A 20,987-nucleotide genomic window follows, 5' to 3' on the forward strand; every position below is an offset into this window, starting at 1 on the left:
TTGAACACCCCCGTCGGACGCTCGCTTCGCGTAGCGCCTTCCCCCCTTGTAGGGGGCGGCGCTTGCGGCCTGGCGAAGCCAGTTCCGCTGCGCCTGCTGGATTTGAGAGGGGCTGATCGACCATGTTTGCCTACATTCTCAAACGCTGTCTTTTGATGATCCCGACTTTGTTCGGGGTGTTGCTGATCACCTTTGTGGTGACGCAGTTCGTGCCGGGCGGGCCGGTGGAGCAATACATGGCCGAGGCCAAGGCCGGCCCCAGCGGTGGAGGCGGCGCCGAGGGTGGCGGCCTGAGCTACCGGGGTGGGCAGGGCGTCGACCCGAAACGCGTCGAGCAGATCAAGGCGCTCTATGGTTTCGACAAGCCGGCGCCCGAGCGCTTTTACCTGATGCTCAAGCAGTTTTTGAGCTTTGACCTTGGCAGAAGCTTCTTCCACAACAAGGAGGTCTGGCAACTGGTCAAGGAAAAGCTCCCGGTTTCCATCAGCCTGGGTTTGTGGACCTTTTTCATCAGCTACCTGGTGGCTGTGCCACTGGGCGTCGCCAAGGCGGTGCGTGCCGGCTCGCGTTTCGATTTCGTCACAACATTGCTGGTGCTGACCGGCTATGCCATTCCCGGCTTTGTGCTGGGTGTCGCGCTGCTGGTGATCTTCGGCGGCCAGTTGCAGTGGTTTCCGTTGCGCGGCCTGACCTCGCCCAATTGGGAGACTTTGAGCTGGGGTGCGCGCATCACCGATTACCTCTGGCATATCACCTTGCCGGTCACGGCCATGGTGCTGGGCAGCTTCGCAGTTACGGCCATGCTGACCAAGAACTCCTTCCTGGAGGAAATCCGCAAGCAATACGTGCTGACGGCCCGCGCCAAGGGCCTGGGTGAGCGCCAGGTGCTGTGGAAGCATATTTTCCGCAATGCGCTGATCCCCCTCATCACCGGCTTCCCGGCGGCCTTTATCAGCTCGTTCTACACCGGTGCGCTGCTGATCGAAACCCTGTTCTCGCTGGATGGCATGGGGCTGCTCAGCTATGAAAGCATCATCCGGCGCGACTACCCGGTGGTGTTGGGCACGCTCTACTTATTTACCTTGATCGGCTTGTTCACCAAGCTGATTTCCGATTTGTCTTATGTCTGGGTGGATCCGCGTGTACGGTTCGATTAACCCCCCTGAAGCCACCTCCGGCGGCCTTCCCCCCGAGGGGACGCCTCCTGCGGACGGGCAAAGCCCGGTCCGCGGCGACGCTGTACAAGAAAAGTACGTTTCCAACTCGCCCGCGCGGCGTGCGTGGAGGCGGTTCCGGCGCAACAAGCTGGGGTTTTACAGCCTGGTGGTGTTTTGCACGCTGGTGGTGCTGAGCCTGTTTGCCGAGCTGGTGTCGAACGACCGGCCGCTGCTGGTGCGTTATGAAGGCGGTTATTACTTCCCCATGGTGAAGGACTACAGCGAAAAAACCTTTGGCGGTGATTTCGACACGACCACGGATTACCTCGATCCTTATATTCAGGAACGGCTGGCGCGTGGCAGCAACTTCGCGCTGTACACGCTCAACCCCTATGGGCCCAACACACTCAATTATTTTGCGAAAGAGCCCAACCCCTCGAAGCCGACGCGCGCCAACCTGCTGGGCACCGACGACCGGGGCCGCGACCTGCTCGCCCAGCTGATTTACGGCTTTCGGGTCAGCGTATTGTTTGCGCTGGCGCTGACGGTCACCGGTGTGCTGCTCGGCATGCTGACGGGGGCGCTACAGGGCTATTTCGGTGGCAAGACCGATTTGTTGTTCCAGCGTTTCATCGAAATCTGGGGCTCCGTGCCGGAGCTCTATCTGCTGATCATCTTCAGCGCCGTTTTCGCGCCCAGTGTGGCGCTGTTGCTGATCCTGCTCAGCCTGTTCGGATGGATGGGGTTGTCAGACTATGTGYGCGCCGAGTTCCTGCGCAACCGGCAGATGGACTACGTGCGCGCCGCGCGTGCGCTGGGCGTCGGTAACCTGAGCATCATCTGGCGCCACATCCTGCCCAACAGCCTGACGCCTGTGGTGACTTTCCTGCCGTTTCGCATGAGCGGCGCGATTCTGGCGCTGACTTCGCTGGACTTCCTGGGGCTGGGGGTGCCGCCGGGCACGCCTTCGCTCGGTGAATTGCTGTCGCAAGGCAAGAACAGCATCGATGCGTGGTGGATATCGCTGTCTACCTTCGCGGTGCTGGTGATCACGCTGCTGCTCCTCACTTTCATGGGCGACGCCTTGCGCGATGCCCTGGATCCCAGGAAGGCCGACTGATGACACCACCGCTCCTTGATGTCAAAAACCTGCAGATTTCATTCGCAGGAAAATCCGTTGTCCACGGCATCGATTTTTCCATCGCACCTGGCGAAAAGCTTGCGCTGGTGGGCGAATCGGGTTCGGGCAAGACGGTGACGGCGCTGAGCCTGCTACGGCTGGCGCAAAACGCCGTGGTCGGTGGCAAGGCTGTTTTTACCGGCATCGATGCGGCAGATCGGGCTGCCAGCGGTGCGCCGCCCAGGGCGCCCGTGGATTTGCTGTCCTTGCCGGAACAGTCCTTGCGGGGGATTCGCGGCCGTGACATCGCCATGATCTTTCAGGAGCCCATGACAGCACTGAACCCCCTGTTCAGCGTTGGCAACCAGATTGCCGAAGTTCTTCAGCTAAAACAGGGTTTGACCCCCGCAGAATGTGCGCAAGAAGCTATCAAATTGCTAGCAGATACGGGCATCACCGAGCCTGAGAGACGCGCAAACTCTTTCCCGCACCAGCTTTCGGGCGGCCAGCGGCAGCGGGCCATGATTGCCATGGCGCTGGCTTGCCAGCCCAGATTGCTGCTGGCCGACGAACCCACCACGGCGCTGGACGTCACCCTGCGCGGCCAGATCCTGGACCTGCTCGGCGAGCTGCAGCAGCGCAACGGCATGGCGGTGCTGATGATCACCCACGACCTGAACCTCGTGCGCAAGTTTGCCGACCGCGTGGCGGTGATGGAAAACGGCCACATCGTGGAGCAGGGCGCCGTGGCGGAGGTTTTCGCCCGGCCCCAGCACCCCTACACGCGCAAACTGATCGACAGCAAGCCCCAGCGGGACGGGCTGGCGGCCGGCACCGGCGCGCAAGCGGGCGCGGCGCCGGCCATGCGCGCGGAAAGCCTGCGTGTGGGGTATCCGGTCTCCATTCCAGGCATACGCGGATGGTTTAAAAAAGCCGAATTTGTGGCGGTCAAAGACGCCAGCTTTCATATCCCCCCGGGCAAAACGCTGGGCGTGATCGGTGAGTCGGGATCCGGAAAATCCACCCTGGCGCTGGCCAGCCTGGGCTTGCTGCCTTTTTCAGGGCAGCTGCAGGCGGCGGGCCAGGCCTGGAGCCGGGATGCGGCACGCAACAAAGCCATCCGCCGCGCCGTTCAGGTGGTGTTTCAGGACCCGTTTTCTTCCCTGTCACCCCGCATGACCGTTGAAGCCATTGTGGAGGAGGGCCTGACGGTGCATGAGCCCAAGCTGGCTCCGGCCGGGCGGCGCGAACGGGCGCTGCAGGCCTTGGCCGATGTCGGTATGACCGAGGCCCAGTTTCCGGGTTTGCTACAACGCTATCCACACGAATTTTCAGGCGGGCAGCGCCAGCGGCTGGCCATTGCGCGCGCGCTGATCGTCAACCCCAGCCTGCTGGTACTGGATGAGCCCACCAGCGCGCTGGACGTGACCATCCAGAAACAGGTGCTGGGACTGCTGCAAAGATTGCAGCGCGAGCGTGGCCTGAGTTATTTGCTGATCACGCATGACGTCGACGTGATCCGCGCCATGGCCCACGAGGTCATGGTGATGAAGGACGGCGACGTGCTGGAGTCAGGCTCACTGAGCGAAGTGCTGGATACGCCGCGGCATCCATATACACGGGTTCTGGTCACTGCGGCTTGAACGTTGTGCATCTCCACGGCCCGGTAGAGATCACAAAAAATCTTCATAAATTACTTTAACTAAATTAAAAACTCATATGATTTAATTGATTTTATTGGATTCATAAATCTTTTTCAAGGAAGCGTGAGGAGGAGGTGTCATTTGGACTTTCACGCAGCGATGCATCCGTTTTCACTCTGCTTCTTTCTAGTGGTGACGCCGGAATGGTTAACCGAAAGGAATGTGCCCTAGCCCGCCCATCAGGCCTGTTCCAATGAGCAGGGCGGGGGCGTAACCAGAAGGATTTACATCGGCGATGCAGGCGTTCTCTAGTGCGTCAGGCACGGAAATTGTTTGCATCGAAGAGCGCAGCACGTTACAATAAGAGCTTCACGACCAAATGGGCGGGTTTTCACCGCCCATTTTTTTTGGGCGTTTGTTTTTGAACATACGGATTTAGAGCGGGTTTAAGAGACTGAATGGCATTGCAAGAGACGATTGAGCAAACTGTGACAGGGCTGGGCTACGAGCTGGTCGAGATCGAACGCACCGGCGGTGGTTTGCTGCGCGTCACGATCGACATGCCCTACGTCAAGGGTGCCGAACAGTTCATCAATGCCGAGGACTGCGAAAAAGTCACCCGCCAGCTCCAGTTTGTCCTGGAAGTCGAAGGCGCCGAATATGCGCGGCTGGAAGTCAGTTCCCCCGGCATCGACAGGCCCTTGCGCAACGAAAAAGATTTTGAGCGTTTTGCCGGTGAGTTGATCGACATCACCCTCAAGGCTCCCATTGGCGTGGCTGCCAGCGCCGGTTCTACCGTCGCGGCCAGCCGCAAGAAGTTTCGCGGCACGCTCGAGCGTGTCGTGGCCGCGGACGGCGTGGCAGGCTGGCAGATCGTGTGGAGCGACGAGCCGGCCGTCAAACCCGGCCAGAAGGTCAGTAAGAAGAAGGTTCCCGCACCGCTGCAGGCGTTGGGTTTTACCCTCGATGAGATTCAACAGGCGCGCCTCGCGCCCGTGGTTGATTTCAAGGGGCGTAAACCCAAAATAACGCCTGGTGCCGAGCCCTCCGCAGAGAATTAATTTCAAGAAATGAAGAAAGGCAGGCTTGTGAAATGAATCGCGAACTGTTGATGTTGGTTGATGCCATCTCGCGTGAAAAGAATGTGGAACGTGACGTCGTTTTTGGCGCCGTCGAGCTCGCGCTCGCCTCGGCCACCAAGAAGGTCTACGAAGGCGAAGTGGACATCCGCGTAGCCGTCGACCGTGACAGCGGCAATTACGAAACCTTCCGCCGCTGGCTGGTGGTGCCTGACGAAGCCGGCTTGCAGAACCCTGAAGCCGAAGAGCTGGTCAGCGACGCACGCGACGAAATCGCCGACATCGAAGAAGGCGACTACATCGAAAAGCCGGTGGAAAGCCTGCCGATCGGCCGTATTGGCGCGCAAGCGGCCAAGCAGGTCATTCTGCAGAAAATCCGCGACGCCGAGCGCGAAATGCTTCTCAACGACTTCATGTCGCGCGGCGACAAGATTTTTGTCGGCACCGTCAAACGCATGGACAAGGGCGACATCATCGTCGAATCCGGCCGTGTGGAAGGCCGCCTGCGCCGTTCCGACATGATCCCGAAGGAAAATCTGCGCTCCGGCGACCGCGTTCGCGCCATGATCATGGAAGTGGACACGACCTTGCGCGGCGCGCCCATCATCCTCTCGCGCACCGCGCCCGAGTACATGATCGAGCTGTTCCGCCAGGAAGTCCCTGAAATCGAACAAGGCCTGCTGGAGATCAAATCCTGCGCCCGTGACCCCGGTTCCCGCGCCAAGATCGCCGTGCTGTCGCATGACAAGCGTGTCGACCCGATCGGCACCTGCGTCGGCGTTCGCGGCACCCGCGTCAACGGCGTGACCAACGAACTCGCCGGCGAGCGCGTGGACATCGTGCTGTGGAGCGAAGACCCGGCCCAGTTCGTGATTGGTGCATTGGCCCCGGCCAACGTGTCGTCCATCGTGGTCGACGAAGAGCGTCACGCCATGGATGTCGTCGTCGACGAAGAAAACCTGGCGATTTCGATCGGCCGCGGCGGCCAGAACGTGCGCCTTGCCGCCGAGCTGACCGGCTGGAAGATCAACATCATGACGGCCGATGAGTCTGCGCAAAAGCAGGCCACCGAGACCGATTCCAGCCGCAAGCTGTTCATGGAAAAGCTCGACGTGGACGAGGAAATCGCCGACATCCTGATCTCCGAAGGCTTCACCAGTCTCGAAGAAGTGGCCTATGTGCCGCTGCAGGAAATGCTGGAGATCGAGTCCTTCGACGAAGACACCGTCAATGAGCTGCGCACGCGCGCCAAAGATGCGCTCTTGACGATGGAAATCGCCAAGGAAGAAAATGCCGAAGGCGTGTCGCAGAACCTGCGCGACGTCGAAGGCCTCACGCCAGAGCTGATCGCCAAACTGACAGAAGCGGGTATCCATACCCGCGACGACCTGGCCGATCTGGCCGTGGACGAACTTACCGATATCACCGGCCAGTCTTCGGACGAAGCCAAAGCCCTGATCATGACCGCACGCGCCCATTGGTTTACCGATGAACCCGCTGCCGCTGACACCCCTGCACCTGCAGCGGCCCAAGAGCAATGATCATGGAGGCCAGCAGGAAAAAAACATATGTCCAGTACCACTACCGTCGCTGAATTCGCAGCTGAACTCAATAAATCTCCCGCCACCCTGATCGAGCAATTGACCAGCGCGGGTGTCGCCAAGGTGCAAGCCAGCGACCCCTTGTCCGAAGCGGACAAGCAGAAGCTTCTCGGCTATCTGCAGGCCAGCCATGGCACCGTCACGGCCGAGCGCAAGAAGATCACCCTGGTGAAAAAATCCACCAGCGAGATCAAGCAGGCCGATGCCACCGGAAAGGCACGCACCATCCAGGTGGAAGTGCGTAAAAAGCGTACCTTTATCAAGCGTGACGACGGCTCCGACCAGCCTGCGGAAGAAGTGCAGCCTGAAGTGGCCGCTCCGCCGGCACCTCCCGTCATTGACGATGCCGAGCTGATTCGCCGCGAAGAAGAAGCCAGCCGCCACGCAGAACTGCTGCGCCGCCAGGAGCAGGAGCTTGCTGAAAAACGCCGTCTTCGCGAAGAGCAGGACGCCAAGGATGCTGCGCGCGAGCAGGAGCGTCTGGCCGCCGAGCAAACCGCCCAGGCGGCCGCCGCGGCTGCCGAGGCTGTGGTCAAAAAGGCCAAGCCGGCCGGAAAAGCCAAGGACGCTGCACCGGTAACGGCCGAAGCCACCAAGGCCGCTGAAACCGCTGCGGCCGTACAGGCCACGAAGGCTGCCGATGCCGCGGCTGCCGCTGCAACTGCCAAGGCCAAAGCCACCGCCGAATTCCAGGCCGACGCGGCGAAGGCGCAAGAGCTCCAGGACCGCCGCCGCAAGGCTGAAGCAGAAGCTGCCGGCATTCGCGCCATGATGTCCGCGCCCAAGCGCGTTCTGGTGCCCCACGTCGATCCCAAAGCCGCCATCAAGGGCACGCTGCACAAGCCGGCCGGCGCGCCGGGTGCCGCGGCCAAACCGGGTGCGCCGGCCGCTGCGGGTGCCCCTGGTGCCGCTGGCAAGAAGGAAGTCAAGTCGGAGAACCTGTCTTCGACATGGAAGGACGACGCCGCCAAGAAGAAGGGCATTCCAAGCCGTGGCGCACCCGTTGTGCCCGGCCGTGGCAATTTCCGTGGCGGCCCGCGTGGCCGCCGCAATGACCGTGAAGCACGTCCGGAATCCACCTTCGTGGCGCCGACCGAATTCAAGGTCATTGAAGTGCACGTGCCTGAGACGATCACCGTGGCCGAACTCGCGCACAAGATGAGCGTGAAGTCATCGGAAGTGATCAAGCACCTGATGAAGCTTGGCCAGATGGTCACCATCAACCAGCCGCTGGACCAGGACACCGCCATGATTGTGGTGGAAGAAATGGGCCACAAGGCCGTGACGGCTTCGCTGGACGACCCGGAAGCCTTTGCCGACGAAGACGTGCAAGGCCAGCAGGCCGAGTTGTTGCCGCGTGCGCCGGTTGTGACGGTCATGGGTCACGTCGACCATGGCAAGACCTCACTGCTCGATTACATCCGCCGCGCCAAAGTGGCCTCCGGCGAAGCGGGCGGCATCACCCAGCACATTGGTGCCTATCACGTGGAAACCCCGCGCGGCATGGTGTCCTTCCTGGATACCCCGGGCCACGAGGCGTTTACCGCCATGCGTGCCCGCGGCGCCCAGGCGACCGACATCGTGATTCTGGTGGTGGCGGCCGACGACGGCGTGATGCCGCAGACCAAGGAAGCCATCAAGCATGCCAAGGCGGCCGGTGTTCCCATCGTGGTGGCGATCAACAAGATCGACAAGCCTGGTATCAACATGGAGCGCGTCAAGGGCGAGCTGGTCACCGAAGAAGTGATTCCCGAAGAGTTCGGCGGCGACGTTCCGTTTGTCGGCGTCTCTGCCCATACCGGCGCCGGTGTCGATGCCTTGCTCGAACAGGTGCTGCTGCAGGCAGAAGTGCTTGAACTCAAGGCGCCGGTGGATGCACTGGCCAAGGGCCTGGTGATCGAAGCCCGCCTCGACAAGGGCCGTGGCCCCGTGGCGACCGTGCTGATTCAGGCGGGAACGCTGAAAGCCGGCGACGTGGTGCTGGCCGGTTCGACCTATGGCCGCGTGCGCGCCATGCTGGACGAAAACGGCAAGCCGATCAAAACGGCAGGCCCGTCGATTCCCGTGGAAATTCAGGGTCTGACGGAAGTGCCGCAAGCCGGTGATGAATTCATGGTCATGCTCGACGAGCGCCGTGCCCGTGAGATCTCCACCTACCGTGCCGGCAAGTTCCGCAATACCAAGCTGGCCAAGCAACAGGCCGCCAAGCTGGAGAACATGTTCTCCGATATCGGCGCCGGCGAAGTCAAGATGTTGCCCATCATCATCAAGGCCGATGTGCAAGGCTCGCAGGAAGCGCTGGCCCAGTCGCTGCTGAAGCTTTCGACCGAAGAGGTCAAGGTCCAGCTCGTGTACTCCGGTGTCGGCGGCATTTCCGAGTCCGACGTCAACCTGGCGATCGCCTCCAAGGCCGTGGTGATCGGGTTCAACACCCGCGCCGATGCCCAGGCCCGCAAGCAGGCCGAAAACAACGGCGTGGACATTCGCTACTACAACATCATTTATGACGCTGTGGACGAACTTCGCGCCGCGATGTCGGGCATGCTGACACCGGACAAGAAGGAAGAAGTCATCGGCAATGCCGAGATTCGCCAGGTGTTCAAGGTCAGCAAGATCGGCTCGATCGCCGGCTGTATGGTCACCGCCGGGGTGGTTCGCCGCACCGCGCGCCTGCGCCTTCTGCGCGAGAACGTGGTCGTCTTCACGGGCGAACTCGACTCGCTCAAGCGCTTCAAGGACGACGCCAAGGAAGTCAAGGAAGGCTTCGAGTGCGGTTTGAACATCAAGAACTACAACGATATCCAGGTTGGCGACATTCTGGAATTCTTTGAAATCAGGGAAGTGGCGCGGACACTGGAAGTCTGATCCCGGCTGGCCGGCAGCCCCTGGCTGCCAGCCTTTCCGCAGACCTCACCATTTTTTGACATGCGTAAAAAATCATCCACCCCGAATCGCGGTTTTCGCGTCGCCGATCAGATCCAGCGCGATCTGACGGAGCTGATCGCGCGCGAACTTAAAGACCCGCGGGTCGGGATGGTGACCGTGCAGGCCGTCGAGGTGACGGCCGACTATGCGCATGCGAAAGTGTTTTTCAGTGTGCTTGTCGGTGACCCGAAAGAGTGCGAAGAAGCGCTCAACCAGGCCGCCGGTTTCCTTCGCAATGGCCTCTTCAAGCGGTTGATGACGCACACCGTGCCGACGCTGCATTTCCACTTCGACCGCACGACCGAACGTGCGGCCGACATGAACGCCTTGATTGCCAAGGCGGTTTCCTCCCGCGCGCAAGACGACTGAGTTCGCGCCGTTCCCCTTGATGACAGGTTCAGGGACAACGGTGCCAACGACGCGCCCGGGCCAGCCCGTGCGTTGAGCCTGTCGGAATTTATGACGCAAACCTCTTCTCATCGCCAGAAAATCCAGCGACGTCCCGTGCACGGCGTGCTGCTGCTCGACAAGCCGCTGGGCCTGTCGAGCAATCAGGCCTTGCAGAAGGCCAAATGGCTGCTGCGCGCCGACAAGGCCGGTCACACAGGCACGCTCGATCCGCTGGCCACCGGCGTGTTGCCGTTGTGTTTTGGCGCGGCCACCAAGTTCAGCCAGATCCAGCTCGACGCCGACAAGACGTACGAAGCGGTGCTGCTGCTGGGCCAGAAAACCACCACGGCCGACGCCGAAGGCGACGTGATTGAGACCCGGCCCGTGCCCGAAATCACGCCGGCCTTGCTGGAGTCACTGACGGAACGTTTCACTGGCCCGCAAGCACAGGTTCCGCCCATGTACTCGGCGCTCAAGAAAGACGGCAAAGCGCTGTATGAGTACGCCCGCAAGGGGCAAGAGGTGGAGCGGGAAGCGCGCCACATCACGATTTTCAAGCTGAATATGGCTGCAACCCAGGACAGTCGTGCGCAAGCAGCTATCAAAATCATAGTAACCTGCAGCAAGGGAACGTACATCCGCACGCTCGGTGAAGACATTGGCGAAGCCATTGGCTGCGGCGCGCATCTCGGATCGCTCAGGCGGCTGGAGACCGGCGGCTACACGGCGCAGCAGTGCGTGACTTTGCCTGCCCTGGAAGCCATGACCGAGCCCGAGCGCGAAGCCTGCCTGCTGCCGGCGCAGTCGCTGGTGTCGGCGTACCCGTCTGTCACATTGGACGCCGACAATGCAGGGCGGTTTTTAAGTGGTTTGCGCCGCCGGGGCGAACCCGGGCAGTGGGGCGCCGATGCGCCGCTGGTGCAGGTCTATGGCACCGAGCCGCCGGCGTTCCTGGGCTCGGCCCATGTCACGGCCGACGAATTGATTCCGCAGCGTTTGCTGAGCCCGATTGAAATACAGGACATTTTGCAAGCCGCCAGAACGCCGGCTGAACGCTCCACACCCGATTTCGCTGCCACGCCCACAGGCGTTGCGGCTTCTTCTTTCCAACATTAACCCCGTACCGTTTCGAGTCTTCCTGAAAGCCAACCATGAGCCATAACCAAATCCGCAATATCGCCATCATCGCCCACGTTGACCATGGCAAAACCACCATGGTTGACCAGCTGCTGCGTCAGTCCGGCACCTTCGCCGAGCACGAAAAAGTGGTCGACACCGTGATGGACAACAACGCCATCGAAAAAGAACGCGGCATCACCATCCTGGCCAAGAACTGCGCCGTGACCTGGGAAGGCACGCACATCAACATCGTCGACACCCCGGGCCACGCCGACTTCGGCGGTGAAGTGGAGCGCGCGCTGTCCATGGTCGACGGCGTGGTGCTGCTGATCGATGCGCAGGAAGGCCCCATGCCCCAGACGCGCTTCGTGACCAAGAAGGCACTTGCCCTGGGCCTCAAGCCCATCGTGGTGGTCAACAAGGTCGACAAGCCGGGCGCCAACCCCGACAAGGTCATCAACGCCGCTTTCGACCTGTTCGACAAGCTGGGCGCCACCGACGAGCAGCTCGATTTCCCCGTGGTGTACGCCTCCGGCATCAACGGCTGGTCGTCACTCGAAGAAGGCCCGCCGAACGAGCAGTGGGGCCCCGACATGTCGGCGCTCTTCAATACCATCCTTAAGCATGTGCCTGCGCAAAAGGGCGACCCCGCTGCGCCGCTGCAATTGCAGATTTCCGCTCTCGATTTCTCGACCTTCGTCGGCCGCATCGGCGTCGGCCGTATCAGCCAGGGCACGATCAGGCCCATGATGGATGTGGTGGTCATGGAAGGCCCGGACGGCAAGGCCGTCAAAGGCCGCGTCAACCAGGTGCTGACATTCCAGGGCCTGGAGCGCGTGCAGGCCACGGAAGCCGGCCCCGGCGAGATCGTGTTGATCAATGGCCTGACCGACATTGGTATCGGCGTGACGATCACCGACCCGACCAACCCCGCGCCGCTGCCCATGCTCAAGGTCGATGAACCGACTCTGACCATGAATTTCTGCGTCAACACCAGCCCTCTGGCCGGCCGCGAAGGCAAGTACGTCACCAGCCGCCAGATCTGGGACCGCCTGCAAAAAGAACTGCAGCACAACGTGGCCCTGCGCGTCAGCGAGACCGACGAAGAAGGCATCTTTGAAGTCATGGGCCGCGGCGAGTTGCACCTGACCATCCTGCTGGAAAACATGCGCCGCGAAGGCTTCGAAATGGCGGTGTCCAAGCCGCGCGTCGTGATGAAGGACGTCAACGGTGAAAAGCACGAGCCTATTGAGCTGGTCACGGCCGACATCGAAGATCAGCACCAGGGTGGCGTGATGCAGGCACTGGGCGAGCGCAAGGGCGAACTGGTGAACATGGAGCCGGACGGCCGAGGCCGTGTGCGCCTTGAGTACCGCATCCCGGCGCGTGGCCTGATCGGCTTTACCAACGAGTTCCTGAACCTGACGCGTGGTTCTGGCCTGATCTCCAACATCTTCGACAGCTACGAAGCGCACAAGGGCGAAATCGGCGGCCGTAAAAACGGTGTGCTGATCTCGATGGACGACGGTGAGATATTCACCTACGCCCTGGGCAAGCTGGACGACCGCGGCCGCATGTTTGTGCGTGCCAATGACCCGGTGTATGAAGGCATGATCGTCGGCATCCACAGCCGCGACAACGACCTGGTGGTGAACGCCACGCGTACCAAGCAGCTGACCAACTTCCGCGTCAGCGGCAAGGAAGACGCGATCAAGATCACGCCGCCTATCGAACTCACGCTCGAATACGGCGTTGAGTTCATCGAGGACGACGAGCTGGTTGAAATCACGCCCAAGTCGGTTCGCCTGCGCAAGCGCCACCTCAAAGAGAGCGATCGCAAGCGCGCAGGCAGGTCTTAATGAGCCCCCACGCTTTTCACTTCGTGTAATGCGCTGCCCCCCGAGGGGGCCGCTGCGCCTGCGGTCCGGCAAAGCCGGTCCCGCGGCCCCTGCTGGAATGGGACAGGGACCCACCGGGTTGCGGGGTGAATCGCTGGAAACCAGGCCGCTGTGTGTGCAAGCTCCAGCGGCCTTTTTAACTTTTTTGTGTACGCATAGCCGCCTGAATTGATAACCAGCCTATGAAACTCACGCATCCCAAAGCCGTTTTTTTGATGATCTTCGTGACCATGATGTGGTCGATTGCGGGTGTGGTCACGCGTCACCTCGAATCGGCCCGCAGTTTTGAAGTCACGTTCTGGCGCAGCTTTTTCACCGTGGTCTCTTTGCTGGTGATCTTGCCGCTGTGGCAGGGCAGGGCGGTGTTCACCAAAATCCGCAACGGCGGCTCGGCACTCTGGATTTCCGGCTTTTGCTGGAGCGTGATGTTCACGGCTTTCATGGTGGCGCTGACGCTCACCACGGTGGCCAATGTGCTGGTGACGATGGCGGTCAGCCCCTTCATCACGGCTTTGCTGGCGCGTGCGTTTATCGGTCACCGCATTCCCGGCCGCACCTGGCTGGCCATTGCCATGGCGGGCGCCGGTATTGCGTGGATGTACGGCGGGCAGATGGACCTTTCCAGTCACCTGGGCGGCACGCTGGTAGCCCTGATGGTGCCGCTGGCGAGCGCCAGCAACTGGACGGTGGTGCAGCACAGCCGTGCCCACGGCAAGAACATCGACCTGGTGCCTGCCGTGCTGGTGGGGGCGGTGATCTCATCGTTGGCCACCTTGCCCTTGTCGTTCCCGTTTTCCGCCACGCCACATGACGTCGGCCTGCTGGCCTTGCTGGGCCTGGTTCAGTTGGCCATCCCGTGCGTGCTGTCGGTGATGTGCGCCGGCGTTCTCAAGGCGCCGGAAGTCGCCCTGCTGGCGCTGCTGGAAGTGATTTTTGGTATTTTGCTGGCCTGGTTTGGCGCGGGTGAGGTGCCCGGCGCGAGCGTGCTGACAGGCGGCGCGCTGGTTATAGGTGCGCTGGTGGTCAATGAACTGGTCGGATGGAGGCAGCGGGCATGAATACTGTCAGTGGAAACGATGTGCTGGTCGAGCGTCGCGGCAGCGCCGGGCTCATCACCCTGAACCGCCCCAAGGCGCTCAATGCGTTGTCGCTGGCCATGATTCGGGATCTGTCCGCCGCCTTGCTGGACTGGCGCGACGACCCTGAGGTTCATGTGGTGGCGATACGCGGCACCAACAAAAAGGGCCAGCCCGGCACGCCCGAGAGCCTCTTCGGCGGTTTTTGCGCGGGCGGCGACATCCGCTTTTTCCATCAGGCGGTGTTCGCGGGCGATTCCGCGCTGGAGGACTTCTTCACCGAGGAATACGCGCTCAACCACTTGATCCACAACTATCCCAAGCCCTACATCGCCTTTATGGACGGCGTGGTCATGGGCGGCGGTATGGGAATCAGCCAGGGCGCCAAGGTGCGCGTCGTCACCGAGCACACCAAAATGGCCATGCCGGAAACAAACATCGGCCTGTTTCCGGACGTCGGCGGTGGCTACTTCCTGAGCCGCTGCCCGGGCCACGCCGGCGAGTACCTGGCACTCACGGGTGACGTGATCGGTGCAGATGAAGCCATCGGCTACGGTCTGGCGGACGTCAAGCTGGAAGCCGCCCGCCTGCCGGCACTTTGGGATGCCCTGGGCGGCCGGGCTTTCGCATCAGCCGCTGGGGCTAAGCAGTGGATTGCTACTGAATTGATAGCTGGTAGCGCCCGTCCTGTTTCGGTTAGCGGCCATCTTGATGCCTATTTTTCACTGGCACGGGTCAAACACATCGTGGATGCGCTGGAAGCTTCAACCGACCCTTGGGCGCTGAAGACCGCCGCCACGCTGCGCAAACGTTCACCGCTGATGCTGCATGTGACACTGGAGCAAATCCGCCGCGCCCGCACCATGACATTGGCCGACGACCTGCGCATGGAGCGCGACATGGTGTACCAATGCTTTCACCTGCGTCCCGGCGCAGCCAGCGAAACGGTAGAAGGCATACGCGCGCTGGCCGTTGACAAGGACTACAAGCCGCAGTGGATGCCCGCGCGCATCGAAGACGTGAAGCCGGAAATGACCCAGGCTTTTTTCGCCAGCCCCTGGACGGCGGACGAACACCCGCTGCGCGGGCTCTGAGTCGTTTGCTCAGGGACGGGCGACGCGCCAGGCATTCATGACGTTGTCGCCGGTCTTGTCCCCGGGCTTGGCGTCCTTGACCCAGTAGTACAGCGGCTTGCCCTTTATCGCCCACTGCCGGCTGCCATCATCACGGGTGATGATGGTGTAGTCGCCCAGCGGCTGGGCTGTCGCAGTGGGCACCAGGGGCGGCCAGTTGGCCGCGCATTGGCTATTACAGACCGACTTGCCGCTACCGGCGGTGTCGCGGTCGAAGGTGTAAAGCGTCATGCCGTTGGGCCCGACCAGCACGCCATCGGCGACGGTGGCGGGATGTTTTGATGTCGTGGAGGCGCAGCCGCCCAGCAGGGCGGCGGTCAACAAGGCGGTCGTCAGGAATTTCATGGAAAAGCTCCGGTGAATAACAGCGGATGGCTGCACAAGCATAAACACCGGCAGACCCGGGCTTACTCGAAACATACTTCCACGATTCCCGGAGAAGGGCAAGCGGCGGACGCCGCGTTTTGGAGCAAGCCCTAGCGGTTGCGGGACTTCATCGCGCGCTCGACCTCGCGCTTGCCTTCACGGTCCTTGATGGTGTCGCGCTTGTCGTGCTCACCCTTGCCCTTGGCCAGGCCGATCTCGCATTTCACCTTGCCGGCTTTCCAGTGCATGTTCAGCGGCACCAGCGTGAAACCTTTTTGCTCGACCTTTCCGATCAGGCGGCGGATCTCTTCCTTGTGCATCAACAGCTTCTTGGTGCGCACCGAGTCGGGACGCACATGAGTGGACGCCGTGCCCAGCGGGTTGATCTGGCAGCCGATGATGAAGAGTTCGCCGTTGCGAATAACGACATAGCCGTCGGTAAGCTGGACCTTGCCTTCGCGCAGGGACTTCACTTCCCAGCCTTCAAGCACCATGCCCGCCTCAAAGCGCTCTTCAATCTGGTAATTGAAAAGCGCCTTTTTATTGTCGGCAATGCGCACGGCGGCCGCCGCTGCCTTGGGTGAGAGATTGGCAGAGGGCGTTGCGGCCGTTTTTTTGGAGGAGGATGCTTCTTTGGTGGCCATGGATAAAAGGTAAGGGCGAAATCTGAAAAGTACAGTGCCCGCGAAGTGGCTAATACAATTGCGCCCAGCCCTCGATTGTATGAAAACCGTTCACAAGTCCGTTTTAATCTGGTACAGCGCCGCCGAAATGTTTGGGCTGGTCACTGATGTCGCCAGGTATCCCGAGTTTCTCCCATGGTGTGACCAGGCCGCTGTGCTGGAGGAAGACGCGCGCGGCATGACAGCGAAGGTCGGCATCTCGCTGGCCGGGCTGACGCAAAGCTTCACCACCCGCAACACACACGAAAAAAACCGGAAGGTCAGCCTGAAACTGGTCGACGGCCCGTTTTCAAAGCTCGACGGCCACTGGGATTTCACGCCTGTCGGCAAGGCCGATGAAAGAGCCTGCAAGGTGGATTTCACGCTGCGTTATGACTTTGACAATGCCGCGCTGGCGGCGCTGGTCGGTCCCGTCTTCGAAAAAATAGCGGGAAGCCTGGTGGATGCCTTTGTCAAAAGGGCTGAAGACGTTTATGGCGAAGCCTGAGGGCGGCGCGCCGCTCAAAGTCACCTTGGTCTATTCAGCGGCGCCGCGGCAGGTTCGCGAGTGGGTGCTGGAGCTGGCGGCGGGCACAACGGTGGCGCAGGCGCTTGCTGCGGCCGGGCTTTTTGATGAATTCCCGGAGTTGCGGCAGGGCGGCCACCCGGTCGTCGGTATCTGGGGCCGTAAAACCACCCTGGGGCATGCGCTGCATGACCATGACAGGGTTGAGGTCTACCGCGGTCTTCGGGTGGATCCAAAGGTTGCGCGCCGCGAACGTTTCAGCCGGCAGGGCGCCAAAAGCGCCGGGCTGTTCGCTAAAAAAAGAGCGGGGGCGAAAGCCGGATATTAGCCGTGGCCGCCAGCGATGTTTGGCGAACATCGCAGAAGCTGCTTGTTATTTGCAGCTGCTATCAATGGCTTCCTGGACGCGCTTGACTTCGGCTGCGCGCTTCGTATCGTCCATAGCTTCCCGTTCACCTTTGCCATTGACGGCAGTGATGCGTACGCCCGATTGCAATGTCGCCATGTTGCGCTTTGCATTGTCACAATTTTCGGCCTTGGCTTTGGCTATTTTCTCTTCCTCGGCCTTCTTCTTGGCGGCTTCTTCTGTCTCAGCCTGCTTCTTCTTGGCCTCAAGGTCCTTGTCCTTGCCGGACAACAGCTTGGGCGCACTGGCTTTACCGGCGGGCGCAGACGCTGCCGGGGCAGCCGGATCGGCTGCACTTGGGGCGGGATCAGGGGCCGCTGCCGTTCGCGCCATGCCACCCGGTCGCTTCAGGATGTTTTTTTCCAGGATTTCGGCGGGCGGCGAACGGTCGCTGTAGACCTTGCGGCCATCTTTGTCGATCCACTGCCATTGGGCGAACGCTGTCAGCGAAAATGACCCGCAGGCGAGCGCCAGCAGGAGGGGGCGAAAAACGGATTTGAAGTGCATTTCACCAGTGTAGCGCCGTGCCGTCCGGTTTTCTTGCGGCTGAAGGGTAAAGCGGCTTTTTTACAACCACTTGGCACACAGGGGCGAAGGCCGTGAAGGGATGCTAGGGGTAAGTACCGACGGCGTGTGACGACAAGGGTACAATCGTGTTTTTGGAGCCATCCCTATGCGCCTACTCGGCAAAGCGCTCACCTTCGACGACGTATTGTTGGTGCCAGCGTTCTCCCAGGTCCTGCCCAAGGACACTTCACTTTCCACCCAGTTCTCCCGAAATATCCGCCTGAATCTGCCGCTTGTGTCGGCAGCGATGGATACGGTCACCGAAGCCCGGCTTGCCATTGCCATTGCGCAGGAAGGCGGCATAGGTATTGTTCACAAAAACCTGACGCCCCAGCAGCAGGCCGCCGAGGTTGCAAAGGTCAAGCGCTACGAGAGCGGTGTGCTGCGCGATCCGGTGGTCATCACCCCCACGCATACTGTGCGCCAGGTCATGGCACTCAGCGAGCAACTCGGCATTTCCGGCTTTCCCGTGATTGATGGGGGCAAGGTCGTCGGCATCGTCACGGGGCGCGACATGCGCTTCGAATCCCGCATGGATGTGCCGGTCAGCACCATCATGACACCGCGCGAGCGCCTGATCACCATTTCTGAAACCGCTTCATTGGCCGACGCCAAGGCCTTGTTGAACAAACACCGCCTCGAGCGTGTGCTGCTGATCAACGACGATTTCGAGCTCAAGGGCCTGATCACCGTCAAGGACATCACCAAACAGACCACCTTTCCGAATGCCGCGCGTGACTTGCACGGCAAGCTGCGCGTGGGTGCCGCTGTCGGGGTGGGTGAGGGTACCGAAGAACGCGTCGAGGCGCTGGTCAAAGCCGGCGTCGACGCCATTGTGGTGGACACCGCCCACGGCCACAGCAAAGGCGTGCTCGACCGGGTCCGCTGGGTCAAGCAGAACTACCCCAAAGTTGATGTGATTGGCGGCAACATCGCCACCGGCGCTGCGGCGCTGGCACTGGCGGAAGCCGGCGCCGACGGCGTCAAGGTCGGCATCGGCCCCGGCAGCATCTGCACCACCCGCATCGTTGCGGGTGTGGGCGTGCCGCAGATCATGGCCATCGACAACGTCGCCACGGCTTTGCGCGGCACCGGCGTTCCGTTGATCGGAGACGGCGGCATCCGCTACAGCGGCGATATCGCCAAGGCCATCGCGGCGGGCGCCAACACGGTGATGATGGGTGGCATGTTCGCCGGCACCGAAGAAGCGCCGGGTGAAGTGATCCTGTTCCAGGGCCGCAGCTACAAGAGCTACCGCGGCATGGGCAGCATTGGCGCCATGCAGCAAGGCAGCGCAGACCGTTATTTCCAGGAGTCCAGCACCGGCAACCCGAACGCCGACAAGCTGGTCCCCGAAGGCATTGAAGGCCGCGTGCCCTACAAGGGCTCCATGGTCGCCATCGTGTTCCAGATGGCCGGCGGTCTGCGGGCCAGCATGGGCTACTGCGGTTGCCCCACCATCGAGGACATGCGAGACAAGGCCGAGTTCGTGGAGATCACCTCCGCCGGCATCCGCGAAAGCCATGTCCACGACGTGCAGATTACCAAGGAAGCGCCGAACTACCGGGCTGATTAGGGCCCCCACGCTTGTCACTTCGTGTACTGCGCTGCCCCCCAAGGGGGCTAATTTTCCTAGGGGCGGCCCGTCGGAAAATTGATTCTTCTTTTAAGGCCGTTGGCAGCGACTGATTAATTCAATGCAGCACCAGAAAATACTCATTCTTGATTTCGGCTCCCAGGTCACCCAGCTGATCGCCCGCCGCGTGCGCGACGCCCATGTATTTTGCGAAGTTCATCCCTGTGACGTCAGCGACGACTGGGTCCGCGAATACGCCAAAGACGGCACGCTCAAGGGCATCATCCTGTCCGGCAGCCACGCCAGCATCTACGAAGAAACCACCGACAAGGCGCCGCAAGCGGTGTTTGAATTGGGCTTGCCGGTGCTGGGCATCTGCTACGGCATGCAGGCCATGGCGCACCAGCTGGGCGGCAAGGTCGAAGGCGGCCACAAACGCGAGTTTGGCTCCGCCGACGTGCGGGCCCGCGGCCACACCGCCCTGCTCAAGGATATCGCCGACTACACCACGCCCGAAGGCCAGGGCATGCTCGACGTCTGGATGAGCCACGGCGACAAGGTCACCGAAATGCCGCCGGGCTTCAAGCTCATGGCCTCGACCGATTCCTGCCCCATCGCCGGCATGGCCGATGAAGACCGCCGTTTTTACGCGGTGCAATTTCACCCCGAAGTCACGCACACCAAGCAGGGCAACGCCATCCTCAAACGCTTCGTGCTGGGCATTTGCGGCACCCGCCAGGACTGGGTCATGGGCGATTACATCAGCGAGGCGGTCGAGAAAATCCGCGCGCAAGTGGGTGACGAGGAAGTCATCCTGGGCCTTTCCGGTGGTGTTGACTCCTCAGTGGCTGCGGCGCTGATCCACCGCGCTATCGGCGACCAACTGACCTGCGTGTTCGTCGATCACGGCCTGCTTCGCCTGAACGAGGGCGACATGGTCATGGAGATGTTTGTCGGCAAGCTGCACGCCAACGTGATCCGTGTCGATGCAAGCGACCAGTTCCTCGGCCACCTGGCAGGCGTCAGCGAACCCGAAGCCAAGCGCAAGATTATCGGCCGCGAGTTCGTTGAGGTGTTCAAGGCCGAAGCGGCCCGGCTCAAGGCCGGCACCGGCGGCCACAAGGGCGCCAAATGGCTGGCCCAGGGCACGATTTACCCCGACGTGATCGAATCCGGCGGCGCCAAAAGCAAAAAAGCCGTCACCATCAAGAGCCATCACAACGTCGGCGGTCTGCCTGAGCAATTGGGTCTCAAGCTTCTCGAGCCTTTGCGCGAGTTGTTCAAGGATGAAGTCCGCGAACTGGGCGTCGCTCTCGGGTTGCCGCACGACATGGTGTACCGCCATCCATTTCCCGGCCCCGGCCTGGGCGTGCGCATCCTGGGCGAAGTCAAGAAGGAGTATGCAGACCTCTTGCGCCGTGCCGATGCGATCTTCATCGAAGAGCTGCGCAACTTCAAGGATGCCGCGACGGGTAAAACCTGGTACGACCTCACCAGCCAGGCTTTCACTGTGTTTTTGCCGGTGAAAAGCGTGGGCGTGATGGGCGACGGCCGGACTTACGACTACGTGGTGGCCCTGCGCGCGGTGCAAACCAGCGACTTCATGACGGCCGACTGGGCCGAGCTGCCTTACGCGCTGCTCAAAAAGGTCTCGGGCCGCATCATTAATGAAGTGCGCGGCATCAACCGCGTGACCTACGACGTGAGCAGCAAGCCGCCGGCTACGATTGAGTGGGAATGAGG

18 protein-coding genes are annotated in these 20,987 nt (G+C 61.3%); 15 read left to right on the forward strand and 3 right to left on the reverse strand.

Annotation, left to right across the window (positions count from 1 at the left end):
- The first annotated feature begins 122 nt into the window (after positions 1–122).
- The 11 genes from ACXJKE_RS22230 to ACXJKE_RS22280 all read left to right on the forward strand — a co-directional run bounded on the left by ACXJKE_RS22230 (position 123) and on the right by ACXJKE_RS22280 (position 15,102).
- Positions 123–1,157, forward strand: a complete 1,035-nt coding sequence (locus ACXJKE_RS22230; protein WP_457282760.1) for a microcin C ABC transporter permease YejB — start codon at positions 123–125, stop codon at positions 1,155–1,157.
- Positions 1,123–2,277, forward strand: coding sequence for an ABC transporter permease (locus ACXJKE_RS22235; RefSeq protein WP_457282761.1), 1,155 nt, complete (start codon positions 1,123–1,125; stop codon positions 2,275–2,277). Before ACXJKE_RS22230 ends, ACXJKE_RS22235 begins: the two co-directional genes overlap by 35 nt.
- Entirely contained in the window at positions 2,277–3,920 is a 1,644-nt protein-coding gene (locus ACXJKE_RS22240; protein ID WP_457282762.1) for an ABC transporter ATP-binding protein, read from the forward strand. The genes ACXJKE_RS22235 and ACXJKE_RS22240 overlap by 1 nt, the downstream gene beginning before the upstream one ends.
- A gap of 458 nt (positions 3,921–4,378) precedes the next feature.
- Complete coding sequence (gene rimP, locus ACXJKE_RS22245; protein WP_457282763.1) at positions 4,379–4,981, forward strand: ribosome maturation factor RimP; 603 nt, start codon at positions 4,379–4,381, stop codon at positions 4,979–4,981.
- A gap of 32 nt (positions 4,982–5,013) precedes the next feature.
- Positions 5,014–6,540: a transcription termination factor NusA gene (gene nusA / locus ACXJKE_RS22250; protein WP_457282764.1), complete on the forward strand. Its 1,527-nt coding sequence runs from the start codon at positions 5,014–5,016 to the stop codon at positions 6,538–6,540.
- A gap of 27 nt (positions 6,541–6,567) precedes the next feature.
- Positions 6,568–9,465: a translation initiation factor IF-2 gene (gene infB, locus ACXJKE_RS22255; protein ID WP_457282765.1), complete on the forward strand. Its 2,898-nt coding sequence runs from the start codon at positions 6,568–6,570 to the stop codon at positions 9,463–9,465.
- Positions 9,466–9,525: 60 nt separating this feature from the next.
- Positions 9,526–9,894, forward strand: a complete 369-nt coding sequence (gene rbfA / locus ACXJKE_RS22260; protein WP_457282766.1) for a 30S ribosome-binding factor RbfA — start codon at positions 9,526–9,528, stop codon at positions 9,892–9,894.
- A gap of 90 nt (positions 9,895–9,984) precedes the next feature.
- A complete protein-coding gene (truB, locus tag ACXJKE_RS22265; RefSeq protein ID WP_457282767.1) occupies positions 9,985–11,031 on the forward strand; it encodes a tRNA pseudouridine(55) synthase TruB in 1,047 nt (348 codons plus the stop codon).
- A 35-nt stretch (positions 11,032–11,066) separates the two neighbouring features.
- The gene (gene typA / locus ACXJKE_RS22270) at positions 11,067–12,893 is read left to right on the forward strand and encodes a translational GTPase TypA (RefSeq protein ID WP_457282768.1); all 1,827 of its coding nucleotides are present in this window, start codon (positions 11,067–11,069) and stop codon (positions 12,891–12,893) included.
- A gap of 221 nt (positions 12,894–13,114) precedes the next feature.
- Positions 13,115–13,990, forward strand: coding sequence for a DMT family transporter (locus ACXJKE_RS22275; RefSeq protein WP_457282769.1), 876 nt, complete (start codon positions 13,115–13,117; stop codon positions 13,988–13,990).
- The gene (locus ACXJKE_RS22280; RefSeq protein WP_457282770.1) at positions 13,987–15,102 is read left to right on the forward strand and encodes an enoyl-CoA hydratase/isomerase family protein; all 1,116 of its coding nucleotides are present in this window, start codon (positions 13,987–13,989) and stop codon (positions 15,100–15,102) included. Before ACXJKE_RS22275 ends, ACXJKE_RS22280 begins: the two co-directional genes overlap by 4 nt.
- 9 nt (positions 15,103–15,111) lie before the next feature.
- Here the strand turns inward: ACXJKE_RS22280 and ACXJKE_RS22285 are convergent, their stop codons facing one another.
- Both ACXJKE_RS22285 and smpB read right to left on the reverse strand, forming a co-directional pair.
- Entirely contained in the window at positions 15,112–15,486 is a 375-nt protein-coding gene (locus ACXJKE_RS22285) for a COG4315 family predicted lipoprotein (protein WP_457282771.1), read from the reverse strand.
- A gap of 131 nt (positions 15,487–15,617) precedes the next feature.
- Positions 15,618–16,151 carry an SsrA-binding protein SmpB gene (smpB, locus tag ACXJKE_RS22290; RefSeq protein ID WP_457282772.1) on the reverse strand — a complete coding sequence of 178 codons (534 nt, stop codon included), beginning with the start codon at positions 16,149–16,151 and terminating at the stop codon, positions 15,618–15,620.
- A gap of 79 nt (positions 16,152–16,230) precedes the next feature.
- On the opposite strand from smpB, the gene ACXJKE_RS22295 reads away from it, so the two are divergent.
- Together ACXJKE_RS22295 and ACXJKE_RS22300 are read left to right on the forward strand one after the other, a co-directional pair.
- Entirely contained in the window at positions 16,231–16,677 is a 447-nt protein-coding gene (locus ACXJKE_RS22295) for a type II toxin-antitoxin system RatA family toxin (protein ID WP_457282773.1), read from the forward strand.
- Positions 16,664–17,023, forward strand: a complete 360-nt coding sequence (locus tag ACXJKE_RS22300) for an RnfH family protein (RefSeq protein WP_457282774.1) — start codon at positions 16,664–16,666, stop codon at positions 17,021–17,023. Before ACXJKE_RS22295 ends, ACXJKE_RS22300 begins: the two co-directional genes overlap by 14 nt.
- Positions 17,024–17,068: 45 nt before the next feature.
- Here ACXJKE_RS22300 and ACXJKE_RS22305 read toward each other — a convergent pair whose 3' ends face one another.
- Positions 17,069–17,608, reverse strand: coding sequence for a DUF4124 domain-containing protein (locus tag ACXJKE_RS22305; RefSeq protein ID WP_457282775.1), 540 nt, complete (start codon positions 17,606–17,608; stop codon positions 17,069–17,071).
- Positions 17,609–17,774: 166 nt separating this feature from the next.
- Here ACXJKE_RS22305 and guaB point away from each other — a divergent pair, with 166 nt between their 5' ends.
- Complete coding sequence (gene guaB, locus ACXJKE_RS22310) at positions 17,775–19,244, forward strand: IMP dehydrogenase (protein ID WP_457282776.1); 1,470 nt, start codon at positions 17,775–17,777, stop codon at positions 19,242–19,244.
- A gap of 121 nt (positions 19,245–19,365) precedes the next feature.
- Positions 19,366–20,985 carry a glutamine-hydrolyzing GMP synthase gene (gene guaA, locus ACXJKE_RS22315; protein WP_457282777.1) on the forward strand — a complete coding sequence of 540 codons (1,620 nt, stop codon included), beginning with the start codon at positions 19,366–19,368 and terminating at the stop codon, positions 20,983–20,985.
- The last annotated feature ends 2 nt before the right edge of the window (positions 20,986–20,987 follow it).

The organism is Polaromonas sp. P5_D5 (genome assembly GCF_054049435.1).